We start from the raw sequence: 26,536 nt of genomic DNA on the forward strand, positions 1-26,536 counted from the left end.
TAACGATATTATTTGCCAATGGTAAAACGACGGGGAGCGTTAATGTCAAAAACCGTTATCTTGCTGGGTGATATGACTGATCATGGCGGTAAAGTGATTACCGCTATTGAGCAATATACTTACAACAGTATTTCTATTGCAGGTAAAGGAGATTGGGTTGAATGTCCCCAATGCAAAGGGGCTTTTCCTATCATAGAGGGGAGCAACGCGCTGCAATATAAAGGCAAACCCATTGCGCTTGAAGGAATGCAAACAGCCTGTGGGGCCACATTAATTGCCAGCCAGCATGAATTTACGCTTATCAGTTAATGAGAATGTCATTCGGGACATTTAAATTTCTAACCAAAATCCATAACCATAGCTTAAAGATTTTCTTAATCTTGGCAAAACAAAATGAATAGGAGACGTTAATATGCCAACATACACTGAACCTTAAACATTAAGCCTCTCGAAAATACCCTCCAACTATTGTCTTTATTGGATTTTCTTTGAGGCAACTTCAACGCATTTCTGGAGAGATATTTCAGGGTCCAATCCAGACGGTGTTCTATTTCCGACCCGGCATGATGAATCATCGCGCCCAATATCGGTAACATTTGACGCAGGCAACCAATGGTACAGTGTTGAAATAGATACACCAAGGTTTTTGGCAACGTCCCTGGGAGAATAGAGGTTTGAGGAATAATAGAACCAAAAACGCCGTCAAGCGGTCATTTTAAATAGCCAAAAATTAACCAGCCAATTTACATCGCTGATTGCCGTTTTTAGCCGCCTCATTTACGATAGCCAAATGATCTATACTCATTTTGGCTATCTGTTAGGGATTACAGTAATGTAATCTTTGACAAAATCTATCAACTTGCTATCACTAGTGATTAGTGGGATCTTGTTGTGTTTCGCCTGAGCGACAATCAATCGGTCAAACGGATCTTTATGTAAATTTTCCGGTAAATCACATACAACGAGCGTATGATCGCTTTTAATGGGGATTTCAATCAATCCAGCTTCAAACAGTCCATCCCTGAACTGTTCGGGATCTACGGAAAAATTAGGCTTATTCAAATTGCTTTTAATGACCACTTCCCATATTGACGCGGCACTAAAACAAAGGGTTTTGTCGGTATCTTCCAGAAGAGCAACAACACCCGTTTTCAGTTTTTCCGGTTCATATGCCATAAACAGCAAGATATTGGTATCTAACAGCAATTCCATTAAGAGTATTTTCCTTCGAACATGTCAACAATTTCGGCTCTGTTCATATCGTCAAAATTGGTGGGAACACGACCTTTGCCTTTGAGGAAACCCAGTTTGCGCTTAGGCTTCTCTTCTCTGTATGCGATGATTTTAACCAGTGCATGACCATTCTTGGCGATTATCACGGGTTCTCCAGTGCGAGTAACTTCCTGAACAATTTTGGATAGGTTAGTTTTCGCATCGTAGATGTTGATTTTTTCCATGACATCCCCTCTTGATATAGACACTTTCAATATATTTGCTTTCATTGGTCTAGTCAACTTGGTTAGGACAAATTATAGTTTGTAGTAGGTTATCTCAATATAATGTTTTCCCCGATCGTCTCAGTGTCGGCTGGATGCTTTACCAGCCCAGAGTGATTGATACATCCAATGACATTGAAATTCAGTTAGTGGATCTGGGATTGCTACCATTAATGACTGAGATTTAATGGCAACGATATTATTTGCCAATGGTAAAACGATGGAGAACGCTAATGTCAAAAGCCGTTATCTTGCTGGGTGATATGACTGATCAGTTTCCCCAAGGAGATCGGATGAAGATAAAACCGGAAGGAAAATGGATTGCAGGCGGGATTATCCCACCTGCATGTTGCAACAAAGTTACAGCGCCAAGAAGAAACCCGCAATGGTTGCACTCATCAGGTTGGATAATGTACCTGCTATTACTGCTTTCATCCCCAGACGAGCGACATCCCCGCGACGACTTGGGGCCATACCGCCCAACCCACCCAGCAGGATAGCGACAGAAGAGAGGTTAGCAAAGCCACACAGTGCAAAGGAGATGATGGCTTTGGTGTGACCTGACAGAACCTGTAAACCCGCAGCCGCAACCACATCATCCGATTGCAAATATGGTTTGAAGTTCATAAAGGCAACGAATTCGTTCACAACCAGCTTTTGACCGATAAAGGAACCGGCAACTGTTGCTTCATTCCACGGAACACCAATCAGGTAAGCAATAGGCGCACAAACCCAGCCCAGTACCAATTCAAGAGAAAGTTGTGGGTAATTCCACCAGCCGCCAACACCGCTAAGAATACCGTTTACCAACGCAATCAAGGCAACAAATGCCAATAACATTGCCCCTACGTTCAATGCTAATTGCATCCCAGCAGCAGCACCAGAAGCGGCTGCATCAATGATGTTAGCAGGGCGATCCTCTTCCGCTACCAGTGACATGGCATCAGCTGTATCACGGGTACTTTCAGTTTCAGGTACTATCAGTTTAGCGAATAGCAGACCACCTGGAGCCGCCATAAAGGAAGCCGCAATCAGATATTCCAACGACACGCCCATTGATGCATAACCGGCCAGTACAGAACCCGCAACCGATGCCAGTCCACCACACATAACGGCAAATAGTTCAGATTGGGTCATAGTGGCTATATAAGGACGAACAACCAGTGGTGCCTCAGTTTGGCCCACGAAAATATTCGCTGTGGCGGACAAAGATTCGGTACGTGAAGTGCCGAGAACTTTTTGCAAAGCACCACCCAATATTTTGATAACGAGCTGCATAACACCGATGTAGTACAAAACAGCAATCAGTGAAGAGAAGAAAACGATAATAGGCAGTACACGCAAGGCGAAAACAAAACCACCACCACCACCAAACAGTTCAAACATTTTGGGGGAAACTAATCCACCAAAAATAAAATCCATTCCTTTCTGACCATACTGGATAACACTGGAAACTCCCTCAGACATACCCATTAATATTTTCTTGCCTGCGGGAACATAAAGTACAAAAGCACCGGTAGCAACCTGAATCAAAAAAGCACCAAGGACGGTACGAAGTTTAATAGCACGATAGTTACTGGAAAAAAGTACAGCGATCAAGATCAGCACTACCATCCCGACCAGGCTCATAAAGAGTTGCATTGGAAGAATCCCTGTTCACTTAATAATAAATTAAATATGTCAGTTAGAGTGTAAATGTTCACTGACACTGTTTCGGCGCTGATTATACTCAGTCATCGGAATGAACAAGCTATCTACATCACAAATACCCACCGAAAAAAGCAATGGAAAAGCGATAAATGTGATGTAAATCACATAAAATTGCAGAAATAATCGGCAATAAGATAATCTAACCATCGGGATGGCAAAATAACAAACAATTAAGGGATGATTATCAAGTAAGCGTAGTTAAAGTTTTATGATATACCACTCAACTATTCAACCCAAATAACTCAACACTGTTACTATAAAGCTGAGCGGCGATTTCGTCAGGAGATTCACGGCGAAGCTCACATAATGAAGCAAAAACCCCGGCAATTCTTTCCGGTCGGTTAGGTTGTCCCTGAAACCCAAAAAGTGGCATATCCGGTGCATCAGTTTCCAGCACAAGAGAAGTTAAAGGAAGTTCAGCAACTGCGCGACGGGTTTTCTGTGCTCTTTCATACGTAATGGTTCCCCCTACCCCAATGTTGTATCCCAAACGGATAAAAGCCTCTGCCTGAGATAAACTACCGGCGAATCCATGTATCACGCCAGTACGAGGGAGGTCGATTCTTCTCAGGATCGCAGCCAGTTGATCATGGCTTTTTCTGGAATGAAGTATGACGGGTAATTCACACTGTTTTGCCAGCCGCAATTGAGCGAGCAGTAATGCTTTCTGTTTTTCAAACTGAGGGTCAGCCATATAGAGATCAAGGCCAATCTCTCCGACAGCCACCCGCTTTTCACTTTTCTGTTTCAGTAATCGCTCCAGATCCGCAAGATGCGATTCCTGATGTTCATCGATATAAAGAGGATGCAAACCCAGCGCCGCATAAATCTCTGGATAAACACGAGCCAGTTCAAATACCCGTTGCAAATTTTTCCCGCTAACAGCAGGAATAATAATTTTATCCACACCATCCTGTGCCGCCCGTTGCAGACTCCGCTGTTCGTCATCACGAAACGGGGGAAAATCAAAATGGCAGTGGGTATCAATAAACATGAAACTATCCGTTATTCATCTGTTCTGGCGACTCTGCCAACGTAGTTGGCGGTTGAACCAAAACGCTATTTTCTTCACTCCGGCGCAAAACATGACGGCTCAAACGATAATTTTTACGCTCCGCCATACCAAACTTATCACCAACAAATGCCTGACCAACCGTCGCCAGGAAATAGCGACCACAACGACGCCCAAGATGATAATCCTTATTCAGTGCCGACAAACGACTGCCTAATGCACTGGCCGTTAATGGCGCAGGCGGATAGATTTCGAAAATCTGTACATTATCAGGTGGATTCTCAATAAATTTCTGTGTGCGGTAATAGCTTTTCGCATGTTGCTGTAACATCCGTACCATCTTTTGCAGGCTGCTATCCCCCAACCAGCGTTCCATCCGTTTCATCCAATCAGGCGTGTAATAGAGCTGCGAAGGAACAGTGCGGATCACCACTATCGTATCAGCACCACGGCGATACGCCTCTTCCACAGGAATGGCGTCACTGATACCACCATCATAATAAACGACATCATCAATCGTCACACCATTGCGATAAAGCCCAGGAATGGCACTTGATGCCTTAATCACTTCCAGCCAATTCTTCCCGTCAGGATGAAAATAGGTTGGTTCAAAATTATCTGAACGACACGCGCACATATAAAATTCACATCCGGCGTCAAATTTGCGTAAAGCGGCGGGGATATCCAATGGAAGTTCCTGAAAAACGGTCTGCAAAAACCAGTCTAAATCAACTAAATGACCACCACGAACAAAACGCAGAGGGTTAAAGAAATCAGGTCTGGTCGTATAACGGCTGATAGCCCGCCGGGCATATCCACGCTGCCCGCAAATATAGGCCGAAAGGTTCTGAGCACCCGCAGAAGTACCAAGCAATAGATCAAACGGGTTAAATTCAACACGCATAAATTCATCCAGTACACCCGCAGTAAAAATGCCACGCTGTCCCCCACCCTCACAAACAAGTGCAACCTTTCCAGATTTAATATGCGATTTATATTTATGGGATAATAGATCAATATTTCCCAAAGTTATCGGTATACGTTTCCCCACACAGTCCCCCAAGAAAATAAATGACGGATAGAGAGCATAACTTGAGAAGTTATTATCCGTCATTATATTATGGTGCTACGTAGTCAATATTTTGATAAAAACCCCTGGTGAGGGCACATATCCGATTAGTACAAAACAAAATTATTTGAATGGAAAACAACCACCAAATTAGAAAAACATATTATTTTTTTATGGTCAGACCGTTTTGAATAGATTTGACCCCTTTCACTTTAGAGATAACATCCAACACTTTTCTGGATTGCTGCTCGCTTTTCACAAAACCAGAAATATAAACAACGCCTTTTTCTGTTTTTACCGCGATACCGGTGCTGTTGATACCTTTTTCCGCCAACAACTCACTTTTGATTTTTGCTGTGATAGCACTATCATCCATGTAACCATCGACGCTTTTCATGGAGTCATCGATTTTCTGACCAGCACTGTCAAGTGCTTGTGTCGCTTTATTTTTAAAAGACTCTTCCGCCAGCACACTACTGCTGACCAGGGCTGTACCCAAAACAACAGCCATCAATGTGTAAGTCAATTTAACATTCTTCATCTTATACCTTCCTTTTTGTCGGTTAGATTTCTGAATCTATAAAGCCATGCAAACTGTCTTTGCATAAAGACATCTAAACAAAACCACAATCCGCATTAGAATTAAAAATAGCTTATTACCTCCAATAACTAAGTTAAATTGGAAAATAAAAACATCAATACAGCGAAAGACGAAGAAATAATAACAGGAAAATTAAGCAAAGCGCTATAAAATAAGACCAATCTTACCGACTAAAATTATAAATTATTCTTGTGTTACATATATTTTTGTAAAGAAAAAGGCTAACCTATTGTTAGCCTTATAAAATATTAATGTTCCCGTGTCTTGCGGAAATTGACGTCAGGATAACGTTCACGAGTCAGATTCAGGTTAACCATAGTGGGTGCAATATAAGTCAGATTTTCACCCCCATCGAGCGCCAGGTTTTGTTCATTCTTACGCTTAAACTCTTCCAGTTTTTTTGCGTCATGGCACTCAACCCAACGAGCCGTTGAAACGTTTACCGGTTCATATAAGGCTTCAACGTTGTATTCACTTTTCAAACGGGCAACAACCACATCAAACTGGAGAATACCTACCGCTCCCACAATCAAATCGTTATTTACCAGTGGACGGAATACCTGTACCGCGCCTTCCTCAGAGAGTTGAACCAATCCTTTCAGCAGCTGTTTCTGTTTCAGGGGATCGCGCAGGCGGATACGACGGAATAATTCCGGAGCAAAGTTAGGAATACCGGTAAATTTCAGATCTTCCCCTTGAGTAAAGGTATCACCAATCTGGATTGTGCCGTGGTTATGCAGACCGATAATATCTCCTGGGTAGGCATGATCCACATGAGAGCGATCACCCGCCATAAATGTCAACGCATCAGAAATCACCACATCTTTCTTGGTTCTTACCTGACGCAGCTTCATGCCTTTTTCATATTTACCTGACACCACACGCATGAAAGCCACGCGGTCACGGTGTTTAGGGTCCATATTGGCTTGGATCTTAAAGATAAATCCGGTGAATTTATCTTCCTGAGCGGAGACTTCCCGCGCATCGGTCTGACGAGGCATCGGCGCAGGCGCCCATTTAACCAAACCATCCAGCATATGATTAACACCGAAGTTACCCAACGCGGTACCGAAAAATACCGGTGTCAGTTCACCTTGCAAAAATGCCTGATGATCAAATTCATGGGAAGCCCCCTGAACCAGTTCCAGTTCCTGACGCAATTGTTCAGCCAGATCTTCACCAATCGCCACATCCAGCTCAGGGTTATTCAGCCCCTTAATAGCGCGAACTTCCTGAATAGTATGACCCTTTCCGGTCTGATACAGATAAGTTTCATCAAGATAGAGGTGATAAACCCCTTTGAAATATTTACCACAGCCAATCGGCCAGGTAATTGGAGAACAAGCGATATTCAACTCATTTTCCACTTCATCCATCAGTTCCATTGGATCACGGATATCGCGATCAAGCTTGTTCATGAACGTCAGAATTGGAGTATCGCGCAGACGGGTCACTTCCATCAGTTTACGTGTACGATCTTCAACCCCTTTAGCGGCATCAATGACCATCAAACAACAGTCAACAGCCGTCAATGTACGGTAAGTATCTTCGGAGAAGTCTTCATGCCCCGGCGTATCAAGCAGGTTAACCAAACAATCGCTATAAGGAAACTGCATCACAGACGTGGTAATGGAGATACCGCGTTGCTTTTCCATTTCCATCCAGTCAGATTTAGCGTGCTGATTTGAACCACGGCCTTTTACCGTACCGGCTTTCTGAATCGCCTGTCCGAACAGCAACACTTTTTCAGTAATAGTTGTTTTCCCTGCGTCAGGGTGAGAAATGATCGCAAAAGTTCGCCGTTTAGCGACTTCCGGCTGAAAAGGGGAATTTGACATCAATAACAATCTTCTGCTTTGTAAACGGGCTTGTACTCAACATTAGACGCTTCCCCGCAAGGAAAACAGCTGCCAAACCCGTGGGTGAATGAAAAATTGGCGCTCATTTTCGCTGAAATTGGTGCTATAAACAATCAATCAATTTTATCGCACTTATTACGCAAATAACGGCAACGCCATGATGATGGCATCTTCTTTACCTGTCACAGTAGGATAGTAATTCTTACGGACAGTCACTTGATTAAAGCCTGACTGCTCATACAACCTGATAGCAGAGCAATTCGATTGTCTTACTTCAAGCCATAAAGTATTAATTCCCTTCCCCGGCAAAATGGTTATTAAATACTCCAGTAGCGCTTTACCATAGCCTTGACCTTGATAGTCGGGATGAACAGCAATATTAAACAAGGTGGCTTCATCTAATATCAATTGGGTTACAGCAAAACCAATAAGCTGTTCATTAATCACTATTTTATAATTCAGATACCGTTTGCCCTGATTACTGAAAAATGTTTTTTCACTCCACGGAAACGCATGACTGGCTTTCTCAACCAGAAAAGCGGACGGGAGATCAGCGGGAGTTAATAGAGAAATGTTGTTCATGTTGCGAAATCTGCCGCCAAAGGGAACGTTTTGCCTTCCCGTCACAATATAAATCATTTAATGCAGGGCTTCTCAAAGAAATTCCCTGCCATGATAGTGTAATATCCACCCCCAACAGCCAACATGGGCATTGAACCTGTTCCGGTAACATCGCAATATTATCCGATGTAATCCAGTAAACAGAGGATTTATCCAGCCCCATAGCTGTGAAAATATCTATTAATAATGAATTAGTTAAATCAATTTGGTCATTAGTAATAATCAGCAGACGGGTGGTATCGGGTAAGTGAACGGCTAACTCACCTTGCAAAACCGCTGGGTTACGCAAGCCCCATTGGGTAATTCCCAATTGAGCTAATAACCTGTCGCGCCGGGTTACCATATTTATTCACCTGCTGTAAAAAATAATCAGTAATATGTTATCAGAGGCCACTACCTGCGCCAATATTGGGCTGTAGATTTACCCGTCCCTGATACTTGACACAAAACATAAAACAGAACACAAAGGAGCTATAGACAAATGTCTGCGTTAACCCCCGCCAGCGAAGTTATTTTGCGTCACAGTGAACAATTTGGTTCTCATCACCTGCTACTCGCCGGTGATATCCAAGACACACTGGCAACCCAAATTGATGCTACCAGTGTGCGAGTACACACTAACCAGTATCATCACTGGCAATCACTGATCCGTACTCTGGGCGATAATGCCTTGTTTGGTTTGGTAGCAGAAAAGGGATTTACCCAGAGTTGTGACACACTGATCTACTACTGGCCCAAGAGTAAGCAGGAAGCTCGCTTTCAGTTACGCAGCTTGTTTTCTGTTCTGCCAAAAGATATTGATATTTTTGTTGTCGGTGAAAACCGTAGCGGAGTACGCAGTGTAGACAAACTGATGGAAGGAATGGCAACTTTCCGGAAAATCGACAGTGCCCGCCGTTGCAGCCTGTTCTATGGCCGGCTGGAACATGAAGTGCTGTTTGATCAGGAAAATTGGTGGAACAGTTATCAGGTGGAAAACGTTACGGTGAATACTTTGCCGGGGATATTCAGCCAGGATGGACTGGATGTTGGTAGCCGTTTATTACTCTCCACTTTTGACAAACCTCTCTCTGGCAACTTACTGGATATCGCATGTGGTGCTGGTGTTCTGGCTGCCGTACTGGGTAAGAAAAACCCTGAGTTAGCGCTCACTCTCAGTGATGTCAATGCAGCGGCTATCGCTTCCAGTAAAGCAACGTTAAAAGCCAATAAGCTGAAAGGTCATGTTGTAGTCAGTAACGTTTATTCCAACATTGAAGATAAATTCAACTGGATTATCTCCAATCCCCCCTTCCATGACGGGCTGAAAACCAATCTACAAGCAGCGGATGACCTGATCCGCCAAGCGCCTAACTACCTTAAACCCGGAGGCAAACTACGGATTGTCGCCAACGCTTTCCTGCCTTATCCCGATTTACTGGATAAAACTTTTGGCAATCATGAAGTCATTGCTCAGACGGGTAAATTTAAAGTTTACCAGGCAACGAAAAAATTCTGATTTGTTCAGCCTGCCCCTGGCCCACGGACAGGCTGTTTTAACAAAATCGTAAGGAGCGATGATTTTTACGGCAATCATGCGACGCTGTAATAAATAATGATTGACGCAGGCTGCAAAACCTCTAGAATTCGCCCCCATGCTATCAAGCGACTGGCTGGATAGTGTCTGAATTTGCGAGGGTGGCGGAATTGGTAGACGCGCTAGCTTCAGGTGTTAGTGTCCTTTCGGACGTGGGGGTTCAAGTCCCCCCCTTCGCACCAAATCAGACAACCGCTGATTAAATTCGGCAACAAGAAATGACAGTACCTGCGAGGGTGGCGGAATTGGTAGACGCGCTAGCTTCAGGTGTTAGTGTCCTTACGGACGTGAGGGTTCAAGTCCCTCCTTTCGCACCAATCTGTTCATTTTCTGCATTAATCTTCCTCCTCACCCGTTTTTCCTTCAACAAAACATCAAAAACAGCCAAACCGATGCGCCCCAGCTAATAAGACACACAACACAGCAAACCCCGATGGAATTAACAAAAAATGGCGTGACTTCTGGTTCAGCAACATAAATAAAGTCAGCAGCATTGCGACGACAACCCCAATTTTAAGCTGCCCAACCCCTGGATTGATGATGACGAATAGCATTCCGGCCAGACTGGATAACCCCATTCCCCACAAACTGGTGATTCCCTGCCAGAAAAACGATCTGTCTCTATCTTTAACCCTGATCATAACTTGCACCAAATCAAATGATAATGATTACCAATATCATATATGAAAAAGTGTCAAGCACAAGCCAGTTGCAATCATGAGATAAGAGGATTACTCAGCATGGCAGACAAGGTCACTTAATACAGCTAATCACTCTTTCCCTTAAATTCAACTTTGGGTACTCCAATCGGCTATGCGTAAGACCAGCTCTTATCATCATTTGTAAATAGCCCAATGCGACTGCTGAAGGGTCAATTACTTGGATTGGCGTTCCTATTGCTTCCATTTCTTTAGATAGATACTTCGCCATTCCCATCATCCCGGTACAACCTAAGACGATGGCTGTTACACGGTCTTCACTCACCATCTTTTTAATTTGAGCAAGTAGCACCTCTTCTAGCTTTCCTGGTACTTGATGCAATTCGTCAATAGGTTGATTCATACTACGAATACAGGCCAACTGCTGGTGAATACCAGCCAGAGTCGCAAGGTCTCTAATCAAACGTGCGCAAGACTGGGTAATTGTAATAATTCCCCAACACTTCGAAATCATTCCAGCACTTAACGCAGCAGGCTCGAATCCACCAACGATAGGAATATCAACTAGCTCTCTCGCAACAGAAATAGCTGGATCGCTTACACAACTCACGAAAACTCCATCATATCCTTCCTCTTCAGACTTGACGATCTTGCTGACAATCTCAGGTGTTGAATATATCTCATCGTAACGAGACTCGATCGAAGGCGAGCCAGACGCCAAATTAACAACAGTAACTGATACGTCCGGTGCAACATAGGGAGTAAGCTCTTCTTGTATTGCTGAATTATATTTTGATGTCAGCAGTGGAACGATAACTTTAATTCTCATAAATGATCTCAATAAAATAAATATCAATAAATAATCAGTGTCATTAGCAAGATAATTTAATTAACTAACATGTGACCTACCGTTAATTTCTCTACTTACATCTTCTCAAATCAATTAAAACGAATAATGAAAATAACAGTCCCACAGAGATTATCGATGATACTGTGATTGCTGAATTAAATAATTCTCCAGTAAATGCCCACCCAGAAATAAAGACACTGAGACTGAAGAATATAAGCCGAAAAAAAGTTAATAAGGATGAGGCAGTGCCAACTAATTTAGGATACAACGCTAAAGAACGAGAGAACACCATACTATATTGAAAAGCAGAACCAATACAAATAACGGCCATTGATAGCGTAAAAGGTATTGCAGACTTAGGATAAAGATGACCAAATATAATTAATAAACTGCAACCTATCAAACAGATTACAATACTTAAACAAATACAATTAACTGAGCCAATATTTCTATTCAAAGCACCTGAATAGAATCCAGCTACCGCTAAACATATTCCTAATATCGCTTGGTGTACTGCAAATACGTAGTAGCTCATTCCCATTTTATCTATATATAAGAAGGGGACAACAGATACATAGGCAATACATGCAGACACTAATAATCCAGGAGTGAAAGCATATATTAAAAAACGCATATTGAATATAAGTTGATGATAATCTCTCACAACGTCACTTACACTCAACTTTGTCGTATTATGATTTGTTTCAGGAATGATGAACACCGCTATCAGAGAAAGAAAGCTCAGTAAAGCTATTAAGTGGTAGACAGACCTCCAACTGTAATGCGCAACAATAAGAGAGCCCACAATAGGCGCTATAATGAGGGCCATTGAAATTGCTGAGTTAAGAATACCAAAAACCTGTACTGACTCCTCATCTTTATAGGTATCAGAGCAAATAATAAACCCCACAACCCAAATAGCACCGCACCCTACTCCTTGGATAAACCTAAATAAGTACAATTGGCTAAGATCACCCACAGTCGAACAGCCTACACTACCAATAAAGAATAGAGTGGCTCCAATTAAAATTATCTTTCTTCGCCCGTATGATTCTGAAAGGGGACCAAATATAGGCGTGAATATACACAACCCTAGGAAGTTTACAATTAAAGTCAATTGCACTGCCGATTCAGTGGCAAAAAAGAATCCCAGCATTTGAGGAAATGCGGGCAAAGTGATATCAACTTCTACAAATGATGGAACCATTCCAACAATAAGTACTATAGGGAGTAGCCTCAACATTAACGGCGGCATAAATAAGTTCACCTCTGATCATTGTTAGTCCTATATAATATAAACACAAAGAGCTGCCATCAAACAATACCTATAAACTAGATTTGTTGAATGGATGGCAGATCATGAAGATATTATATAAAGATCCAGATTATTGTGAATAAGAAACTTTCAATGAGAATAATTCACCAAAAACCGGAAATATTTCGATCTTTAAACCTTTATTGTATCGAGAGGATATGTTCAACACTTCCTTTTCTTCATCCTGTGCCAATTTAGGCCATTCCAAGGTAACTGTGTTAAATCCTGGCTTAGTGAGAAAGCTTGGGATAATTAACTTGTAATGGGACCATGCCGATGATGGCTCCATTTCTGCAAGCAACTCACCGTTCATTAAAAGCCTGATTTTACTTTTTTCGATATATTTCTGGACCCTGCTCGTAATCTCCATATTTAGATCATGACTACCGCTGGTGATCAGCGTAAATGATGATGTCGGCCACCACGATTTAAAGTACGGCAGGCATCTCCGTGTATTGACCTCAGGATCTACAGAAACTCTAATGACAGCACTCACTCGATCAATATATTGCGGTTCTGTCAAATCTATGCCGTGTTTAAGTTGGTCGATGTAGCTCTTTTGATAAAACTCTTTTAAAGCCTTACCATTACGGCCGTGCTTATCAAATATTTCACAAATTGCGTCAATAGTTTGCGCATCTGCGCCAGGCGACGCTTGAGCTACTGGAAAGTCGAGTGGAGAATTGACAAGTTCAAGTAACTTTTGCCCTGCTCGACTTAGACTAAATCCCTCACCTTTCTCACAACTTCTGGCTTTAACATAAAGCTCCATAACATCCAATATTTCTGCCGAGTACTGAACGGCTTTTTCAAATAATTTAACGATCCGCTCTCTTTCTGCTACTTCATCAAGTGGTCGATTTATATGGCTGTTGTATAAAGCGGTGTAAAAATAAGAAACCGCTAAATCATATGAGGATACGTTCAATTCAATGGCTTTTCCTGCCATTACCTCCCAGTTTGCGTCTGGCTTATCTTTTCCATGATTCATTAGCCATTCTGCTATAGGAGCCATCGCAACTTTGAAACCTTCTGGTGTCATATGGCAATAATCAACAAAAAGTGAATCATCCAGTACACTTGAGCCTAAATACTGAGAGAAATAATATTCCAGATCGATGATTTTAATACCGACGCGTTGTTGGATAATACGCTCTTTAACAAATGATGGGGTACCTGGGAATGATGTTACAAGATCATACATTAACGAATAACTGCATTCTGCATCCAGGTATGACTTAGCTTCTTCAGCACGATTCAATGCAATCAAGCTATTAGCCACAATACGGTTAGAAGTGGCTGCAATACCGCCATCAATATTGATCATATTTAGGCCCAATGCCAAAGCCTCAACATACTGTCGGTTCATTATTGCTTGTAATGCATTTCGGTATAATTCATACCATTCAGCAGTTTTGCCATTACCCAACCAATGAAGAGGTGTTTTACGCTCCCAATCTGCGTAATTTGATGCAGGTAAAGCAAAAATAAATTCAGCGCTGCTTTCTCTAGATATCGCCTCCATTCTATTTATTAATATTTCTGCATTCTTTTCTAACTTTTGCCTATACTCAACCGCAATGCCATTGGGGCCTGAGTTTGCAAGCACATTGGCATAATTTCTACGTCTTTCTAAAGGTGCATCATGCTCAAACAACACATCTGAAAACCAATTGTTACCAGCAAGAATAATCACATAGTCCGGTTGTAATTGTAAACTCGCCTGACAAGTCTCTAATAACCCGCCTGCATTTATGCAGCTTTTTGCAAGATCAATAACTTCCCATTCGATATCGGAATTCTGGTTAAGTAAGTGAGCTAATGTTTTAGCTGGCGTAGTATGGGGTGAGAAAAACATGCCTAACGCAGCAGATTCGCCGATAAGACATACCCTTTTCACCCCTGTTACCTTACCCACTATCAATTGCTGCCGTGAACTCTCCCAAAAAATGGAATCAGACTGCTCGCGCCTTATAAACGTAATTTCATCATCAATTTTCGTTGGATGCCATGTACCAATAGCAGTGTATCCGTCAATATTTTCATTACATTGAGGAATATTATTAAAAAGCGCCGTATTGTTATTTTCTTGATCCTTATTAATCAAATAAATCTGAGCCAATCGCATAATTTCCAAGGCGTTTTCTTTATTATCAGAAAGAAACATAGCTAACTTATCAGTGTTAACGTTAGATTGATTCATATTATTTTCCTAAACACTTAAGTTTATTTTAGATAAAGGTATAGATAGCTTCTATAGATTGCCCGGTGAATAGATCATGAGGCGGTTTAATTAAGCTAAACTCTCTTTCGGCCATCTTGGGAAATGCTTCGGAAAGCATAGAGCGATCAATAATAAAATCTTCCAGTACTAATACATCAATTCCTGAATTACCGAAACATCTTATCGCATCAAATGGGGTACAAACGATTGGCTCTCCTCTAATATTAAATGAGGTATTCACTAATATTGGACAATTCGTTGCGTTATAAAACGCTTTCAGGAGAGAATGAAACTTTGGATTAATATCAGCAGCGACGGTTTGTGGTCGGCAAGAACCATCAATATGAGTGATTGCGGGTAAACTTAAATCTGACGTTACCTGACAAGTTTCAAGCATGAATGGAGTTGGGATTGATAATTCAATATGATTCGCCGCTTCCTTTTCCAGGATGGCTGGCGCAAATGGCCTAAAACCTTCTCTCTTTTTAACCAATGCATTTAGCCGATCTCGCATGGCAGGATCTCTTGGATCCGCAATAATACTTCGTGCTCCTAAAGCACGTGGGCCGAATTCCATTCGACCTTGAAACCAACCAATAACTTTGCCATTTGTCAGCATTTCGACAATAACTTGTTCAAAACCCTCTCTATTTCCCCGAAAATCTAAAGTTTCAATTTCCATTGAAGTTAGCATTTCCAATATTTTTTCATTATCAAACTTCGGGCCGAGATAGGGGTTTGTAAATGGCTGGTAACTATGTCGTTTTCCGGTCATCTCAATATGAGCTAATGCAGCCGCACCCAAGGCGGAACCCGAATCTCCGGCTGCAGGGGGAATAAAGATATTCTTAAATAAACCTGTCTTACGGATGGCCTGTGTAGCAACACAATTTAGTGCCACACCTCCCGATAAGCATAAGTTTGTCGAATCGATTTTTTTACTCAAGTCATGAACTTGCTTGATGAGAATCTCCTCCAGAATAACCTGCAAACTTTTGGCTAAATCCATGTGATGTTGCAACATCACAGATTCTTGCTCTCTCGGAGGAAAGCCAATCAAATCGATAAATGCATCCGTATACATTCTATTCATCTGGCTAAAGTCAAAGAATTTCATGTTCAGCTTAAAACTAAGCTTTTTCTCCATACTGAACATTTCTCTCAACTTATCGGTATATATCGGATTGCCATAAGGCGCCAATCCCATGACTTTATATTCACCACTCAGTACTCTGAATCCTAGATAGTTAGTTATGGTGCTATAAAAGAGACCGACCGAATTTGGATATTCAATTTTACCGAACAAATTAATGTCATCGCCTTGAGCATACCCAAAAGTAGACGTCTCCCATTCACCGACGCCATCAGAAGTTAATATGGCTGCGTCAGTAAAGCCAGAAAATAGATAGCTTCCGGCGGCATGTGCCATATGATGATCGTAGAATTTGATCTCTTTCTCATATCCCAATATTTCAGTGATATCACGAAATGGCTTATGGCAATCCAGCCAATGAAGACCGTTGGCAGCAGAAAAATTAAAACCAGAAGCGAGTTGCCGGGATAGCTTTTTATACGGATTTTCATAATAAGCGATACAGTCGATATCAGTAATATCAATCCCACCCTCCTCTAAACAATACCTGAAAGCTCTAACTGGCAGTCTGGAATCATTTTTGAATCTGGAAAATCGCTCTTCTGAAACAGCCGCTATCAGTTGACCATCACTGATCAGAGCACAAGAAGAATCATGAAAATTTGCAGAAATACCAATTATATTCATAGCGTCATACCCTATTTTTGCTAGAGATTATTTTAATAAAACCGCTGTTTCATATCTTTTTTCATTTACAAAATTAAATCCTGGTGACATATTTGTTACATATCCTTATTAATAAAAACAAGAGTATGTAATAATTATATAAAATCAGCTCACGCTATTAATGATTCTAATCCATCAATTTATTTATTATCGCAGAAATAGCGTCAATATTAGGTTGGAACATCATCGACATATGATGACCATCAATATCTTCAATGATGAGGTCACCAGAAATATGCTGGCTCCAACCCAAACATCTTTCTTTAACCTCATTAGGAGATACCAACATCTCCTCCATATGTGAACTATCCTTAGCCCGGAAGAGAATAGTGTCAATGTTTACAGTATCAGCTGTGTATTTTGATGACACTTTGGAGTTGATCAGGCAAGTGTCAATCATGCGTTCAAGCATAGCTACATCAGCATCTGGAGCAAATCCACCATGTTCTTTAATGATATTTAATACAGCATGAAGTATCTCGTTGTTGGTCAGTTTACTCATGCTTTTTAAATCAACATCAATATGCATGCCAAATTGCCCAATAATTTCCTCCAAGCAAAGATTAAGAATTTTCACCATATTTAACTCTTTATGAACTTTACCGGGTGCCGCACTATCAAACAGAAATAGCTTAGACACTTCATGACCACTTGATTCAAGTTGCCTTGCCATCTCAAAAGCTATTATTCCACCAAAAGACCACCCTCCAAGCACAAAAGGGCCCTGTTCTTGAACTTTTAACATTTCATCAATGTACATTGAAGCCAGCACTTCAACAGTATCTATTGGTTCATGTATCCATTGCTTGTTAAGTGAGGGTGATTGGAAAGCATAAAGCGGACTAGCTAGCATTGTGGCTAATGGGATATAGCACATTGCGCTGCCACTCAGAGGATGAACGATAAATACAGGTTTATCATTAGACTTATTTTTAGTGAGAGGTATTAAAGTACGACTTGTATTATCTATATCATTTCCCTTTATTTTTAATGCCAGTGATTCAATATTTCCTCCATCATATAAAGTATCTAAAGATAAATGCTTGCCAAATTTTTTATTAATCTCAGAAAGTAAACGGACCGCCCGGAGGGAATCACCTCCACTTTCAAAGAAGTTCATATCTAATGTTGGATTATGAAATCCGACAACTTCTTCCCAAATAAGGCAGAGTGACAGCTCTACATGGTCTCGGGGATAACGTAAACAGCTACCTTTACTGTCTGGTTCTATTTCAATCTGATTTAGCTTATTTCTGTCTACTTTACCATTATTATTCAATGGTAAGACATTTAGGACCTTGATCATTGAAGGAACCATATAAGCTGGCAGATTTTCAACCAAGTATTTTCTTATGATACTTATTGGTACACTACGATGTCCTTTGTGAAATTCGATAAATGCTATTAGTCGTTTATTTCCAGGTGATTCTTCCTGAACTAAAACAATAGCAGCCTTTATCAAAGGATGCTTTCTCAACGTACCTTCTATTTCTCCAATTTCTATTCTAAATCCCCGGATCTTAACTTGATGATCAGTTCTGCCCATAAACTCTAGATTACCATCAGCTAAATATCTAACAACGTCTCCGGTACGATAGAGTTTATCAAATCGTTTGTCAGAACCTAACCTGTTTTTTAAGAAGTGGCGTTCCGTTAATTTTGGATTCTTCCTATAACCTTTTGACACTCCTGCGCCACCAATATATAACTCACCTTTGGCTCCGATTGGGAGAATCTTTTGCTCACTATTTAAAACATAAAATTGCGTATTCGTAATCGGCCTACCAATTGGAACCCTCTTCGCGTCTTTAACAAGCTTTTTAACATCAAACCATGCAGATGAACATGTCACTTCTGTCGGGCCATAAGCGTTAATAAAACCTCTTGGTGGCGCTTTACTTTCCAAAACAGATCGTGCTTTTGTCGGATCAAGCGCTTCACCACCAACAACGAGCAACTTAAGTCCCCCAAAACTTTCCGGCAACTCGGTGGCAATCGTATGATAAAGCGCTGTAGGAAGATAAAGCATAGTGACTTTTTGTTGCTTGATGAAAGCGGCAAACTCCTGAGGGATCAGCTTCATAGAATCGGGAACAACAGTAATAGACGCGCCATGCAATAGTGGTGTCCAAATTTCCCATGTGGAAATATCAAACGCAAAGTTATTAACTTTTGCAAAAATGTCTTCTTTATCACATTGCATATGATTAGTGTTACAAACTAGAGCGGCGACATTGTAGTGTTGAGTCTGAACTCCTTTCGGGATACCTGTAGATCCTGATGTAAAAATCATATACAGAATATTATCGGAAGGAATGGAATGTGAAGGAGCTGTTTCTTTGTACTCTTTAAACAACTGCTGCTCTTCGTCAAGCAATATTAGATTAATACCACAATGTGCAACTGCTTTAGCTAAAGTTAATTGAGTTAAAACAGCAACTGAGTCACTATTTTTCACTATAAAATCGATTCTAGCAGCTGGAAGAGTAGGATCTAATGGTACATATCCTGCCCCTGCCTTCACAATACCTAATAAACCGACGAACATTTCGATAGATGGCTGAACACACAATCCAACCAAATTGCCAGGATTGATACCAGAATGATTTAAATAGTGTGCCAACTTATTAGCCCTTTTATTTAACTCTTCATATGTTAAATATTTATCTGCAAACTTAACTGCAATGTTATTAGGATATAATTCAACCTGTTCTTCAAAGATCTCATGTAAGGCTTTATCTGTTGCCACAGGTCCTCTTACATTATTCCACTCTTTAACGAGCTTATTTTTTTCCTCATTATCAACCAATTCAATATAATCGATATTTTGTTCTGGATTCACTAAAATATAATCAATCACTTTCATATAATAACGAAAAAGTCGATTTACTGTATCTTCATCAAAAAGGTCTACCTTATACTCAATATACCCATTAATCGAACTTACATCAGAAAATAAGGCCAAACTAACGTCGAACTGAGCGTAACCTGGATCCAATAATAACCATTTCCGCTCTGTACCATCAATATTAAGATAGCTCCTTTTTCCATTATAAAGAGAAAAGAAAATATTAAATAATGGATTTTTATTTTTCTTACGGCCAGAGCATATTTCTGAAACGACTTCATCAAAGGGGATATCAGAATGTTCAAATATATCAGCTAATTTATTTCGTATTAATTCAAGATAATTGAGAATGGTCGTCTGTTTAAAATCATTATGTCTTGTCACAACGACATTGGCGAAATTTCCTATGACATTCTCGATAGCACTATGATGTCGTCCAGCCACAACAGTACCAATAGTGAAATCATCTTCACCGCTGACAATATGAATAAGAACCGAGAAGGCTGTAATCATAATCTCAAATTGGGTGAATCCATTGTTTTTCGAAAACGCATCAAGCTGAGTTATAACTTTTTCCGGTAATTTAAAATAGAATCGACAACCTTTATCACTGATATTAATCGGTGAAGCATTCCTTAGCGTGATATCAACTTCAGAAGGCGCACCTTCTAACTCATCACGCCAAAAATCTAATTTTTTAATACGCTTTGATTCATCCATAAAGGTATTATACCAGCGCATATAATCAATAGGTTGTATCTCAATCACAGGCAGAAAAATACTTTTTTCATTTAAATAGTAAGAATAGAGATTGCTAAGTTCATTGATAAATATGTTTGCAGAAGAGGTACCATCAGCAATAATATGATGAAAATTCCAAAAGAGAATATATTCATCATTATTAATCATCAGTAATACTCTGAATAAGCAATCTTTTTCTAAATTAAACGGCCTGGCTGATTCAGCCTCTATAAATTTTTTATATTCTTCTGAAAATTTTTGTTCAGAAATATTATTAAAGTATAAGACCCTAGGTTTAAATTCTGAAATTGGTGAAATTTTTTGATAAGGAACACCATCCAGTGCATAGAATGTTGTTCTTAAAGATTCATGGCGTTTAAAAATATCACTCAGTGCTTTCTCTAAACTATTCAAGCAAACCTTTCCCAATAACCGAACAGCTTCAGGGCAGTTATAAGCGGAAGACTGCGGATTGAGCAGGTAAAGATACCATAAATTTTCCTGTGTTCCTGATAAAGGAATCAGCCCCTCCCTTGAAGTCGAGGTCGGTTTTTCTATATAGATACTTTTCCCTTTTTCTTCAATAATTTTAGCCAATCCTTGTATTGTTGAATTTCCCAAGAAATCACTCATTTTAATATCTACTGAAATGATCTCTCTTAACTGAGTAATTACTTTGACAGCCGTCAGAGAATGACCACCAATTTCAAAGAAGTCTGTATGATCATCATTTACCTGTCTACCAAGCACTTCTTGCCATATATAGCGAACTTTGCCTATCGTTGAAGAAGTATCAATTTTTGAAGTTTCTATTTTACGCGAATCAACAATGTCTGGCAGAGCACGAATATCTAACTTACCTGTTGAAGTTAAAGGGAGAGCTTTTAGCTCTACAAATAAACTTGGCACCATCTCCTTTGGTAAATGTTCTTTTGCAAATTGTCTAAGCTGATTTTTATCAACTACCTCGTCTTCAAATGGAACATAGTAAGCAACCAAGAACTGATTTACTTTATCTTGATCATTGCTTCTTAACGCGACTCTGAGTTGCATGATAGATACGTGGCTTTCTAATACGTTTTCTATCTCTCCCGGCTCTACCCTGACACCATTGATCTTAATCTGCTGGTCAATTCTCCCTAAGAATTCCAGCCCACCTCCAGATATAAAGCGGGCTTTATCACCACTTTTGTACATGAATGAGTCTTCATCCTCTGTAAACGGATTCCTAATAAACCGGGACTCAGTCAACTGTGGTCTTAACAAGTACCCATTCGCAAGAGGCTTCCCTGCAATATACATTTCTCCAGGTACACCAATAGGGACTTGCTGCATATCATGGTCAAGTATGAATATCTGCCTATGCGGGCAAGGGAGACCAATATAAGTCGATGATTGTTGTTCACCTATTCTGCATTGCCAATAACTGGTATCAATAACTGCCTCAGTTGGCCCGTAAAAGTGATATAGGTTTACCTTTATCTTTGACTGTATCGCATCTCTTGCGTTATTAGGCAGCAATTCCCCACCAGTAATAATGCAGGTTAGAGAACTACATTTCTCAATATCTTTCTCATTGAGCAGCAGGCCAAGCTGAGTAGGCGGAATTTGAAGGTGAGTGACATCGTACTTAATCACCGTATCCACGACTTCTTTTGGATCCCAATTAAATTCATTGTCACCGTTAACAACCAATGCACAACCCGCCGAGAATGCGCCAAAAAACTCCCATATAGCAACATCAAAATTCGGTGCCGCCGAATATAACAATCTATCACTTTCACAAAGGTTTAAAATTGCCCGACGGTTTTCGAGTTGTAAACAAAGTGCACTATGGCTCACCATTACACCCTTAGGTTCGCCAGTAGAACCAGAGGTAAACGAAATATAGGCAATAGAATCGGGTGCAGCCAAGCTATTCATTGTGATAGAACTTAAGTTACCAGATTTCAATTCGCTATCAATTTCAATAACGTATTCGCCAAACTCTTTTGCAATATTTGCAAGTGAACTCTCACTAAGGATAATTGAACAATCAGTGTTAGAGACTATCTTTCTATTTCTCACCACAGGATGCCTTACATTAAGCACGACAAAAGTGGCTCCCATCTTAGCGATAGCTAATAAACTAGCTATTAAATAGGAAGTTCTCCCCATACAAAGGCATATAACATCACAAGCCTTTACGCCGGCGTCTCGCATAATAGCCACTATCTGATTCGTTTTTTTCTCTAATTGCTGATATGTAAGATTTTCATCAGAGCCAGCTAATGCTATACCTTGAGGATTTGATTCCAAGCATTGATGAAACAAATCAGATAATGTTTTATCCTTATTTTTAGAAATATTATTTGTCTCACTATATTTCTTAATTTCTTCCTTTTCGTTATCAGGGATGATGGGTAAATTTGCCACTGACCTATTTAGAATTTGAATTGATTCAATTAGTTCAATTAAATTGCCTGCTCGTCGTTTAATAGTATCTTGGCTAAAAGCATTAGAATGAATCCATGTAATTGAGTAATCATTATTTTTCTCTTCGAGAACAATACAAATGTCAACACCATTTAGATCTTTATATTGAGGGAAAAGTCCAATACAAAAACAAACTGTGGTTGTAGCCAATCTCAGTAATAGGGAATGACTCTCTGATTTCCCTATTACATCCACAATCGCTTCACTCGGAGTTGACCACTGCTTTATTTTACCGCTTAGAGTAACTAAGTTATTTTCAATTGAATCGTTAGGCTTATATTGGTAGGTAAAAAGACATGTCGAATTTTCCTTAGCATCGAAGATGAGTATCGATATAGATTCTTGATTAGAGATTCTGGCCAAAAATACAAAAAGCGAAGTCAGTATTACTTCTGCTGTAGATCTCTTATTTAATTTAGCTATTTTTTTAACTTCAATTTTTGTTTGCTCTTTAAGTAAGGTAGTTGTCCTACTTCTCGTCAATGTAAACGCTGAAGATAGCATTGAATCTTTTATAAGATTTACTAATGGTGCTCTATTTTCCTCGATATCATTATAAAATCTTTTCGCTTCATCAATCAATAGACTTTCTTCATTATTGAAATACTCCTTTGAAAGAAATGGATCAATCTTACTTAAATCTGTAGCGATTGTCTCGTCTAACGAGCCGATCTCAAAACTATAGTTATCAATCTTCTCTGAAATATATTTTATCTGACTCTTAGAGTTTGTTCGACTTAAGTTAATTTTGGCTGAGGTAAATTCTTTATCATAATTATCCTTTATCCAATCAATGATAGTGTCTTGCCTTGAAGGGCATCGATGCTCTATGCATGCATGTAAAATAGCCCAAACTGCAACTTGGCCAATATAATAATAAGCCGCTTCAATTCCATTCTCCTTAGTTTTGCACAAGCTTGTGATTTCATTTATTGATGAATACAGGCGGCCCCAAATTTCTTTAGCCTCAAGTTTTCCAACAAAATAAAATTCAGTTTCCAAATCTTTAGTCGTTAATCTTGCCCCCAGTTCCATTAACAATGTTTCAGTTGGCCCTTCACCTATTCTCAAAAATCGACTATCTCTAAGTAAACCAGATGCTACATTTCTTTCATCTAACCCTCGCGCTCCCATCAATTGAACTAAATTATCCGTAGCTTTCCAGGCAAACTCAGACCCTAGAACTTTCGCAGTAATACATAGGCTAGCAGGAACAAATACACCATGATCTAAATCGTCACATACTTGATCAGATAATGTCACCACACTTGTTATCGCATGAATTAACCAACTCAATTGCAATTCTGTAACTGGATTATTTATCAGCAATCCTGTACCAATTTGACGCTGAGAAGCAAATCTATACATCAATTGGGCACAACGTTTCATTACTCCAATTGTTAGTGAACTAGCTAGTGCACGCCCAGAAAATAAACTGCTCTCGGCAACTTGCATTCCTTTTCCCAATTCACCTAATAACTGAGTATTTTTCACAACAACATTGTTAAAAGTGACAGTACGTAAACCGAGACCTTGAACACCCAGGTTATTCTGCTCATCACCAACATCTATACCAGGAGCAGACGCTGGAATTGCAAAGCAACTAATTCCTGATTCACAGTCGAACTGATGTTTTGCAAATACAATAAACACACCAGCAAGAGAAGCCCCGCCTAACCAACATTTACTACCATTGAGTACCCATGAATCTTTATCGCATTTTATCAGGGTTGATTCCATACCTCGTGGATTCGAACCTGCAGCGGGTTCACTAAGTGCAAAGCATCCAATCATCTCACCAGTTGACATTTTCGAGAGATATTCCTGCCTTATCTTTCGACTGGCATGTTTGAATATTGAATGACTACATGAGTGCTGGAGTATAATGAAAGCCGCAAGAGTAATATCTATAGCCGCTAACTGCTCAATGACTTGAGAAGTTTCTGATACAGGAATATCGATGCCGTTGAATTCTGCCGGAATTTGCATCCCAAAAAGTCCAAGCTTCCCTGACTGATAAATAAACCACTTCGATATTTCTTTACTTTTGATTAGCTCATAATCTGATTTAGCAGTTAATTTTAGCCAGTTTAATAGTTTTTTCGTTTTAGGGTCAATCTGAACTCTATTACTATCTTGGCATTTTTTATTGATATCTTTTCCTACCAAAATATCTTTTGAAGATCCCAATTCAATAATATCTTCTCTTACTTTCATTTTTCACCTAACTCCTATTTGTACTTTTTCCCGAAAAACGGACATGAAAAAATCGGCAAATTATAAAATTATTATGAAAATTTAATAATCAGGAGAATCTCCAACACAATAGATTATGAAAGAGTGTCATTTCCTCTATCCCAAGCAGCATTATTTTGATTACTTTATATAGTGTGATTTTTATTTCAATTATCTGGGTGAATGATAAATCCCATATCTTCCATCAGAGGAATCATTTGCCATTCAAATATTTCAACTCCAGAAAAATCTAATGTTCTCACATCTATGTTAGAAATCTCTGCATTTCTCAGATCAGCTTTAAATATTGACATTCCATCATACCGTGATGGAGAAAAAATGGTATTGGTTAAGTTTGCACCTTCAAGGTTTGCTCTTGACAATACGACTGAAACTAAATTGCTTCCTGACAAATCGCACTTTTCAAGATATACCCCTTCAAAGTCTGAATACTTAAAATTTGATTTTATTAATGTTGCTGAACTGAATATCACTTTTCGACTGACTATTTTCGTAAAGTCAGCAAGTTCAAAATGACACCCCTGAGCCTGACATCTATCTATTGTTATATCGAATAACTCAGAACGATAAAAATTACTTGTTGAAATATCACAACAAAAAAACTTCGAATGACATAATTTTGCACTATGAAAATCACAACCTTTTTGACTCTCTTTATTATAAAATAATGTATTCTCAAATTCACCATTTGAAATATTTGCTTCACTAAAGTTGCAGTTAAATACTTGACAATTTTTTAACTGCAAACCATTTAAATCTGCACTTGAAAATTTCGAATCAGTGATAACACAGTTTTTAAATATCAAGTTTGGTTGATACTCATTACTCCAATCCAATTTATTAAATTTTCTACCTTCAATGACACCGGTTATTTCCGAAATATCCAACGTATATTCAAACATATTAAAACTTCTCAAATGCGATGATTCATAATAATTAATACGCACTCCAAGCCATAAACTGCATGACAAAAGCAAATTTTGATAAATGATTTTCCAATGAAATCCTCAACCCCGTATCCATTATCTTATCACCCTTCTCAATTATCTATATACCCTTCATCTTTCAAGTTGCTGCTTTGTTGGCTGCGTTCACTTGCCGCCGCGCTGCAACTTGAAATCTATTGGATATATATACATCAATTTGAGAGGGATGTATTGAATAAATTGAAGGAACTCATAAATACCACAGCTCACCACCATTCTCCTGATACTGTCTTTAGCACCAAACTAGAGTAAGTAAATCAACTCACCGTAAACTCAACAACCACCAACTAAAGTTGGTGGTTTTAACCTTTCATATGAAAGAATAAAAAAATCCTAAAGAAATCGAGCTTATGATGCTCCGATCAATACACAGCCAACCCAGCAAGGATTAATAGATTGCCAAAAACGATCAGACACAC

Annotated in this window: 18 protein-coding genes and 2 tRNA genes; 4 read left to right on the plus strand and 16 right to left on the minus strand. The window is 39.6% G+C overall.

What is annotated here, in order from left to right; translation table 11 throughout:
- Positions 1 to 42 precede the first annotated feature (42 nt).
- On the plus strand, positions 43 to 309 hold the full coding sequence (locus C5471_RS06510) for a PAAR domain-containing protein (RefSeq protein ID WP_242688601.1): 267 nt from the start codon (positions 43 to 45) through the stop codon (positions 307 to 309).
- A gap of 501 nt (positions 310 to 810) precedes the next feature.
- On the opposite strand, the gene C5471_RS06515 is transcribed toward C5471_RS06510, so the two are convergent.
- From C5471_RS06515 to C5471_RS06555, 9 genes are all read right to left on the minus strand, one after another.
- The gene (locus tag C5471_RS06515; protein ID WP_133816276.1) at positions 811 to 1,212 is read right to left on the minus strand and encodes a type II toxin-antitoxin system VapC family toxin; all 402 of its coding nucleotides are present in this window, start codon (positions 1,210 to 1,212) and stop codon (positions 811 to 813) included.
- Positions 1,212 to 1,457, minus strand: coding sequence for a type II toxin-antitoxin system Phd/YefM family antitoxin (locus tag C5471_RS06520; RefSeq protein WP_133816277.1), 246 nt, complete (start codon positions 1,455 to 1,457; stop codon positions 1,212 to 1,214). Before C5471_RS06520 ends, C5471_RS06515 begins: the two co-directional genes overlap by 1 nt.
- Before the next feature lie 399 nt (positions 1,458 to 1,856).
- Positions 1,857 to 3,125, minus strand: coding sequence for a NupC/NupG family nucleoside CNT transporter (locus tag C5471_RS06525; protein WP_207627243.1), 1,269 nt, complete (start codon positions 3,123 to 3,125; stop codon positions 1,857 to 1,859).
- Between the two features lie 301 nt (positions 3,126 to 3,426).
- Positions 3,427 to 4,200 carry a TatD family hydrolase gene (locus C5471_RS06530; protein ID WP_133816279.1) on the minus strand — a complete coding sequence of 258 codons (774 nt, stop codon included), beginning with the start codon at positions 4,198 to 4,200 and terminating at the stop codon, positions 3,427 to 3,429.
- Positions 4,201 to 4,204: 4 nt separating this feature from the next.
- The gene (locus tag C5471_RS06535; RefSeq protein ID WP_133816280.1) at positions 4,205 to 5,269 is read right to left on the minus strand and encodes a DUF6363 domain-containing protein; all 1,065 of its coding nucleotides are present in this window, start codon (positions 5,267 to 5,269) and stop codon (positions 4,205 to 4,207) included.
- Positions 5,270 to 5,450: 181 nt separating this feature from the next.
- Complete coding sequence (locus tag C5471_RS06540; RefSeq protein ID WP_133816281.1) at positions 5,451 to 5,828, minus strand: BON domain-containing protein; 378 nt, start codon at positions 5,826 to 5,828, stop codon at positions 5,451 to 5,453.
- Positions 5,829 to 6,136: 308 nt separating this feature from the next.
- Positions 6,137 to 7,726 carry a peptide chain release factor 3 gene (gene prfC, locus C5471_RS06545; RefSeq protein WP_133816282.1) on the minus strand — a complete coding sequence of 530 codons (1,590 nt, stop codon included), beginning with the start codon at positions 7,724 to 7,726 and terminating at the stop codon, positions 6,137 to 6,139.
- 156 nt (positions 7,727 to 7,882) lie between these two features.
- Positions 7,883 to 8,329 carry a ribosomal protein S18-alanine N-acetyltransferase gene (gene rimI / locus C5471_RS06550; RefSeq protein ID WP_133816283.1) on the minus strand — a complete coding sequence of 149 codons (447 nt, stop codon included), beginning with the start codon at positions 8,327 to 8,329 and terminating at the stop codon, positions 7,883 to 7,885.
- Complete coding sequence (locus tag C5471_RS06555; protein ID WP_133816284.1) at positions 8,298 to 8,711, minus strand: DNA polymerase III subunit psi; 414 nt, start codon at positions 8,709 to 8,711, stop codon at positions 8,298 to 8,300. The genes rimI and C5471_RS06555 overlap by 32 nt, the downstream gene beginning before the upstream one ends.
- 138 nt (positions 8,712 to 8,849) lie before the next feature.
- Here C5471_RS06555 and rsmC point away from each other — a divergent pair, with 138 nt between their 5' ends.
- From rsmC to C5471_RS06570, 3 genes are all read left to right on the plus strand, one after another.
- Positions 8,850 to 9,866, plus strand: a complete 1,017-nt coding sequence (gene rsmC, locus C5471_RS06560; RefSeq protein ID WP_133816285.1) for a 16S rRNA (guanine(1207)-N(2))-methyltransferase RsmC — start codon at positions 8,850 to 8,852, stop codon at positions 9,864 to 9,866.
- 173 nt (positions 9,867 to 10,039) lie between these two features.
- Positions 10,040 to 10,126: transfer RNA gene (locus tag C5471_RS06565), tRNA-Leu, on the plus strand.
- Positions 10,127 to 10,174: 48 nt separating this feature from the next.
- A tRNA-Leu gene (locus C5471_RS06570) sits at positions 10,175 to 10,261 on the plus strand.
- A gap of 57 nt (positions 10,262 to 10,318) precedes the next feature.
- Here C5471_RS06570 and C5471_RS06575 read toward each other — a convergent pair.
- The 7 genes from C5471_RS06575 to C5471_RS06605 all read right to left on the minus strand — a co-directional run bounded on the left by C5471_RS06575 (position 10,319) and on the right by C5471_RS06605 (position 26,033).
- Positions 10,319 to 10,585 carry a DUF1435 family protein gene (locus C5471_RS06575; RefSeq protein ID WP_133816286.1) on the minus strand — a complete coding sequence of 89 codons (267 nt, stop codon included), beginning with the start codon at positions 10,583 to 10,585 and terminating at the stop codon, positions 10,319 to 10,321.
- A 112-nt stretch (positions 10,586 to 10,697) separates the two neighbouring features.
- The gene (locus tag C5471_RS06580) at positions 10,698 to 11,432 is read right to left on the minus strand and encodes an aspartate/glutamate racemase family protein (protein ID WP_133816287.1); all 735 of its coding nucleotides are present in this window, start codon (positions 11,430 to 11,432) and stop codon (positions 10,698 to 10,700) included.
- Positions 11,433 to 11,523: 91 nt separating this feature from the next.
- Entirely contained in the window at positions 11,524 to 12,708 is a 1,185-nt protein-coding gene (locus C5471_RS06585) for an MFS transporter (protein ID WP_133816288.1), read from the minus strand.
- 130 nt (positions 12,709 to 12,838) lie between these two features.
- Entirely contained in the window at positions 12,839 to 14,971 is a 2,133-nt protein-coding gene (locus C5471_RS06590) for a hypothetical protein (RefSeq protein ID WP_133816289.1), read from the minus strand.
- A gap of 28 nt (positions 14,972 to 14,999) precedes the next feature.
- Complete coding sequence (locus C5471_RS06595) at positions 15,000 to 16,772, minus strand: carbamoyltransferase family protein (RefSeq protein WP_133816290.1); 1,773 nt, start codon at positions 16,770 to 16,772, stop codon at positions 15,000 to 15,002.
- Positions 16,773 to 16,938: 166 nt separating this feature from the next.
- The gene (locus tag C5471_RS06600; RefSeq protein ID WP_166295725.1) at positions 16,939 to 25,092 is read right to left on the minus strand and encodes a non-ribosomal peptide synthetase; all 8,154 of its coding nucleotides are present in this window, start codon (positions 25,090 to 25,092) and stop codon (positions 16,939 to 16,941) included.
- A 185-nt stretch (positions 25,093 to 25,277) separates the two neighbouring features.
- Positions 25,278 to 26,033 carry a pentapeptide repeat-containing protein gene (locus C5471_RS06605; protein WP_133816294.1) on the minus strand — a complete coding sequence of 252 codons (756 nt, stop codon included), beginning with the start codon at positions 26,031 to 26,033 and terminating at the stop codon, positions 25,278 to 25,280.
- Between the last annotated feature and the right edge of the window lie 503 nt (positions 26,034 to 26,536).

Source organism: Photorhabdus tasmaniensis, from assembly GCF_011189505.1.
GTDB lineage: Bacteria > Pseudomonadota > Gammaproteobacteria > Enterobacterales > Enterobacteriaceae > Photorhabdus > Photorhabdus tasmaniensis.

What these genes read in the sequence shown, in the direction of transcription:
- C5471_RS06510 (WP_242688601.1), top strand. Translation starts at nt 43, where the DNA reads ATGTCAAAAACCGTTATCTTGCTGGGTGATATGACTGATCATGGCGGT.
- C5471_RS06515 (WP_133816276.1), bottom strand. Translation starts at nt 1,212, where the DNA reads ATGGAATTGCTGTTAGATACCAATATCTTGCTGTTTATGGCATATGAA.
- C5471_RS06520 (WP_133816277.1), bottom strand. Translation starts at nt 1,457, where the DNA reads ATGGAAAAAATCAACATCTACGATGCGAAAACTAACCTATCCAAAATT.
- C5471_RS06525 (WP_207627243.1), bottom strand. Translation starts at nt 3,125, where the DNA reads ATGAGCCTGGTCGGGATGGTAGTGCTGATCTTGATCGCTGTACTTTTT.
- C5471_RS06530 (WP_133816279.1), bottom strand. Translation starts at nt 4,200, where the DNA reads ATGTTTATTGATACCCACTGCCATTTTGATTTTCCCCCGTTTCGTGAT.
- C5471_RS06540 (WP_133816281.1), bottom strand. Translation starts at nt 5,828, where the DNA reads ATGAAGAATGTTAAATTGACTTACACATTGATGGCTGTTGTTTTGGGT.
- prfC (WP_133816282.1), bottom strand. Translation starts at nt 7,726, where the DNA reads ATGTCAAATTCCCCTTTTCAGCCGGAAGTCGCTAAACGGCGAACTTTT.
- rimI (WP_133816283.1), bottom strand. Translation starts at nt 8,329, where the DNA reads ATGAACAACATTTCTCTATTAACTCCCGCTGATCTCCCGTCCGCTTTT.
- C5471_RS06555 (WP_133816284.1), bottom strand. Translation starts at nt 8,711, where the DNA reads ATGGTAACCCGGCGCGACAGGTTATTAGCTCAATTGGGAATTACCCAA.
- rsmC (WP_133816285.1), top strand. Translation starts at nt 8,850, where the DNA reads ATGTCTGCGTTAACCCCCGCCAGCGAAGTTATTTTGCGTCACAGTGAA.
- C5471_RS06575 (WP_133816286.1), bottom strand. Translation starts at nt 10,585, where the DNA reads ATGATCAGGGTTAAAGATAGAGACAGATCGTTTTTCTGGCAGGGAATC.
- C5471_RS06580 (WP_133816287.1), bottom strand. Translation starts at nt 11,432, where the DNA reads ATGAGAATTAAAGTTATCGTTCCACTGCTGACATCAAAATATAATTCA.
- C5471_RS06585 (WP_133816288.1), bottom strand. Translation starts at nt 12,708, where the DNA reads ATGCCGCCGTTAATGTTGAGGCTACTCCCTATAGTACTTATTGTTGGA.
- C5471_RS06590 (WP_133816289.1), bottom strand. Translation starts at nt 14,971, where the DNA reads ATGAATCAATCTAACGTTAACACTGATAAGTTAGCTATGTTTCTTTCT.
- C5471_RS06595 (WP_133816290.1), bottom strand. Translation starts at nt 16,772, where the DNA reads ATGAATATAATTGGTATTTCTGCAAATTTTCATGATTCTTCTTGTGCT.
- C5471_RS06600 (WP_166295725.1), bottom strand. Translation starts at nt 25,092, where the DNA reads ATGAAAGTAAGAGAAGATATTATTGAATTGGGATCTTCAAAAGATATT.
- C5471_RS06605 (WP_133816294.1), bottom strand. Translation starts at nt 26,033, where the DNA reads ATGTTTGAATATACGTTGGATATTTCGGAAATAACCGGTGTCATTGAA.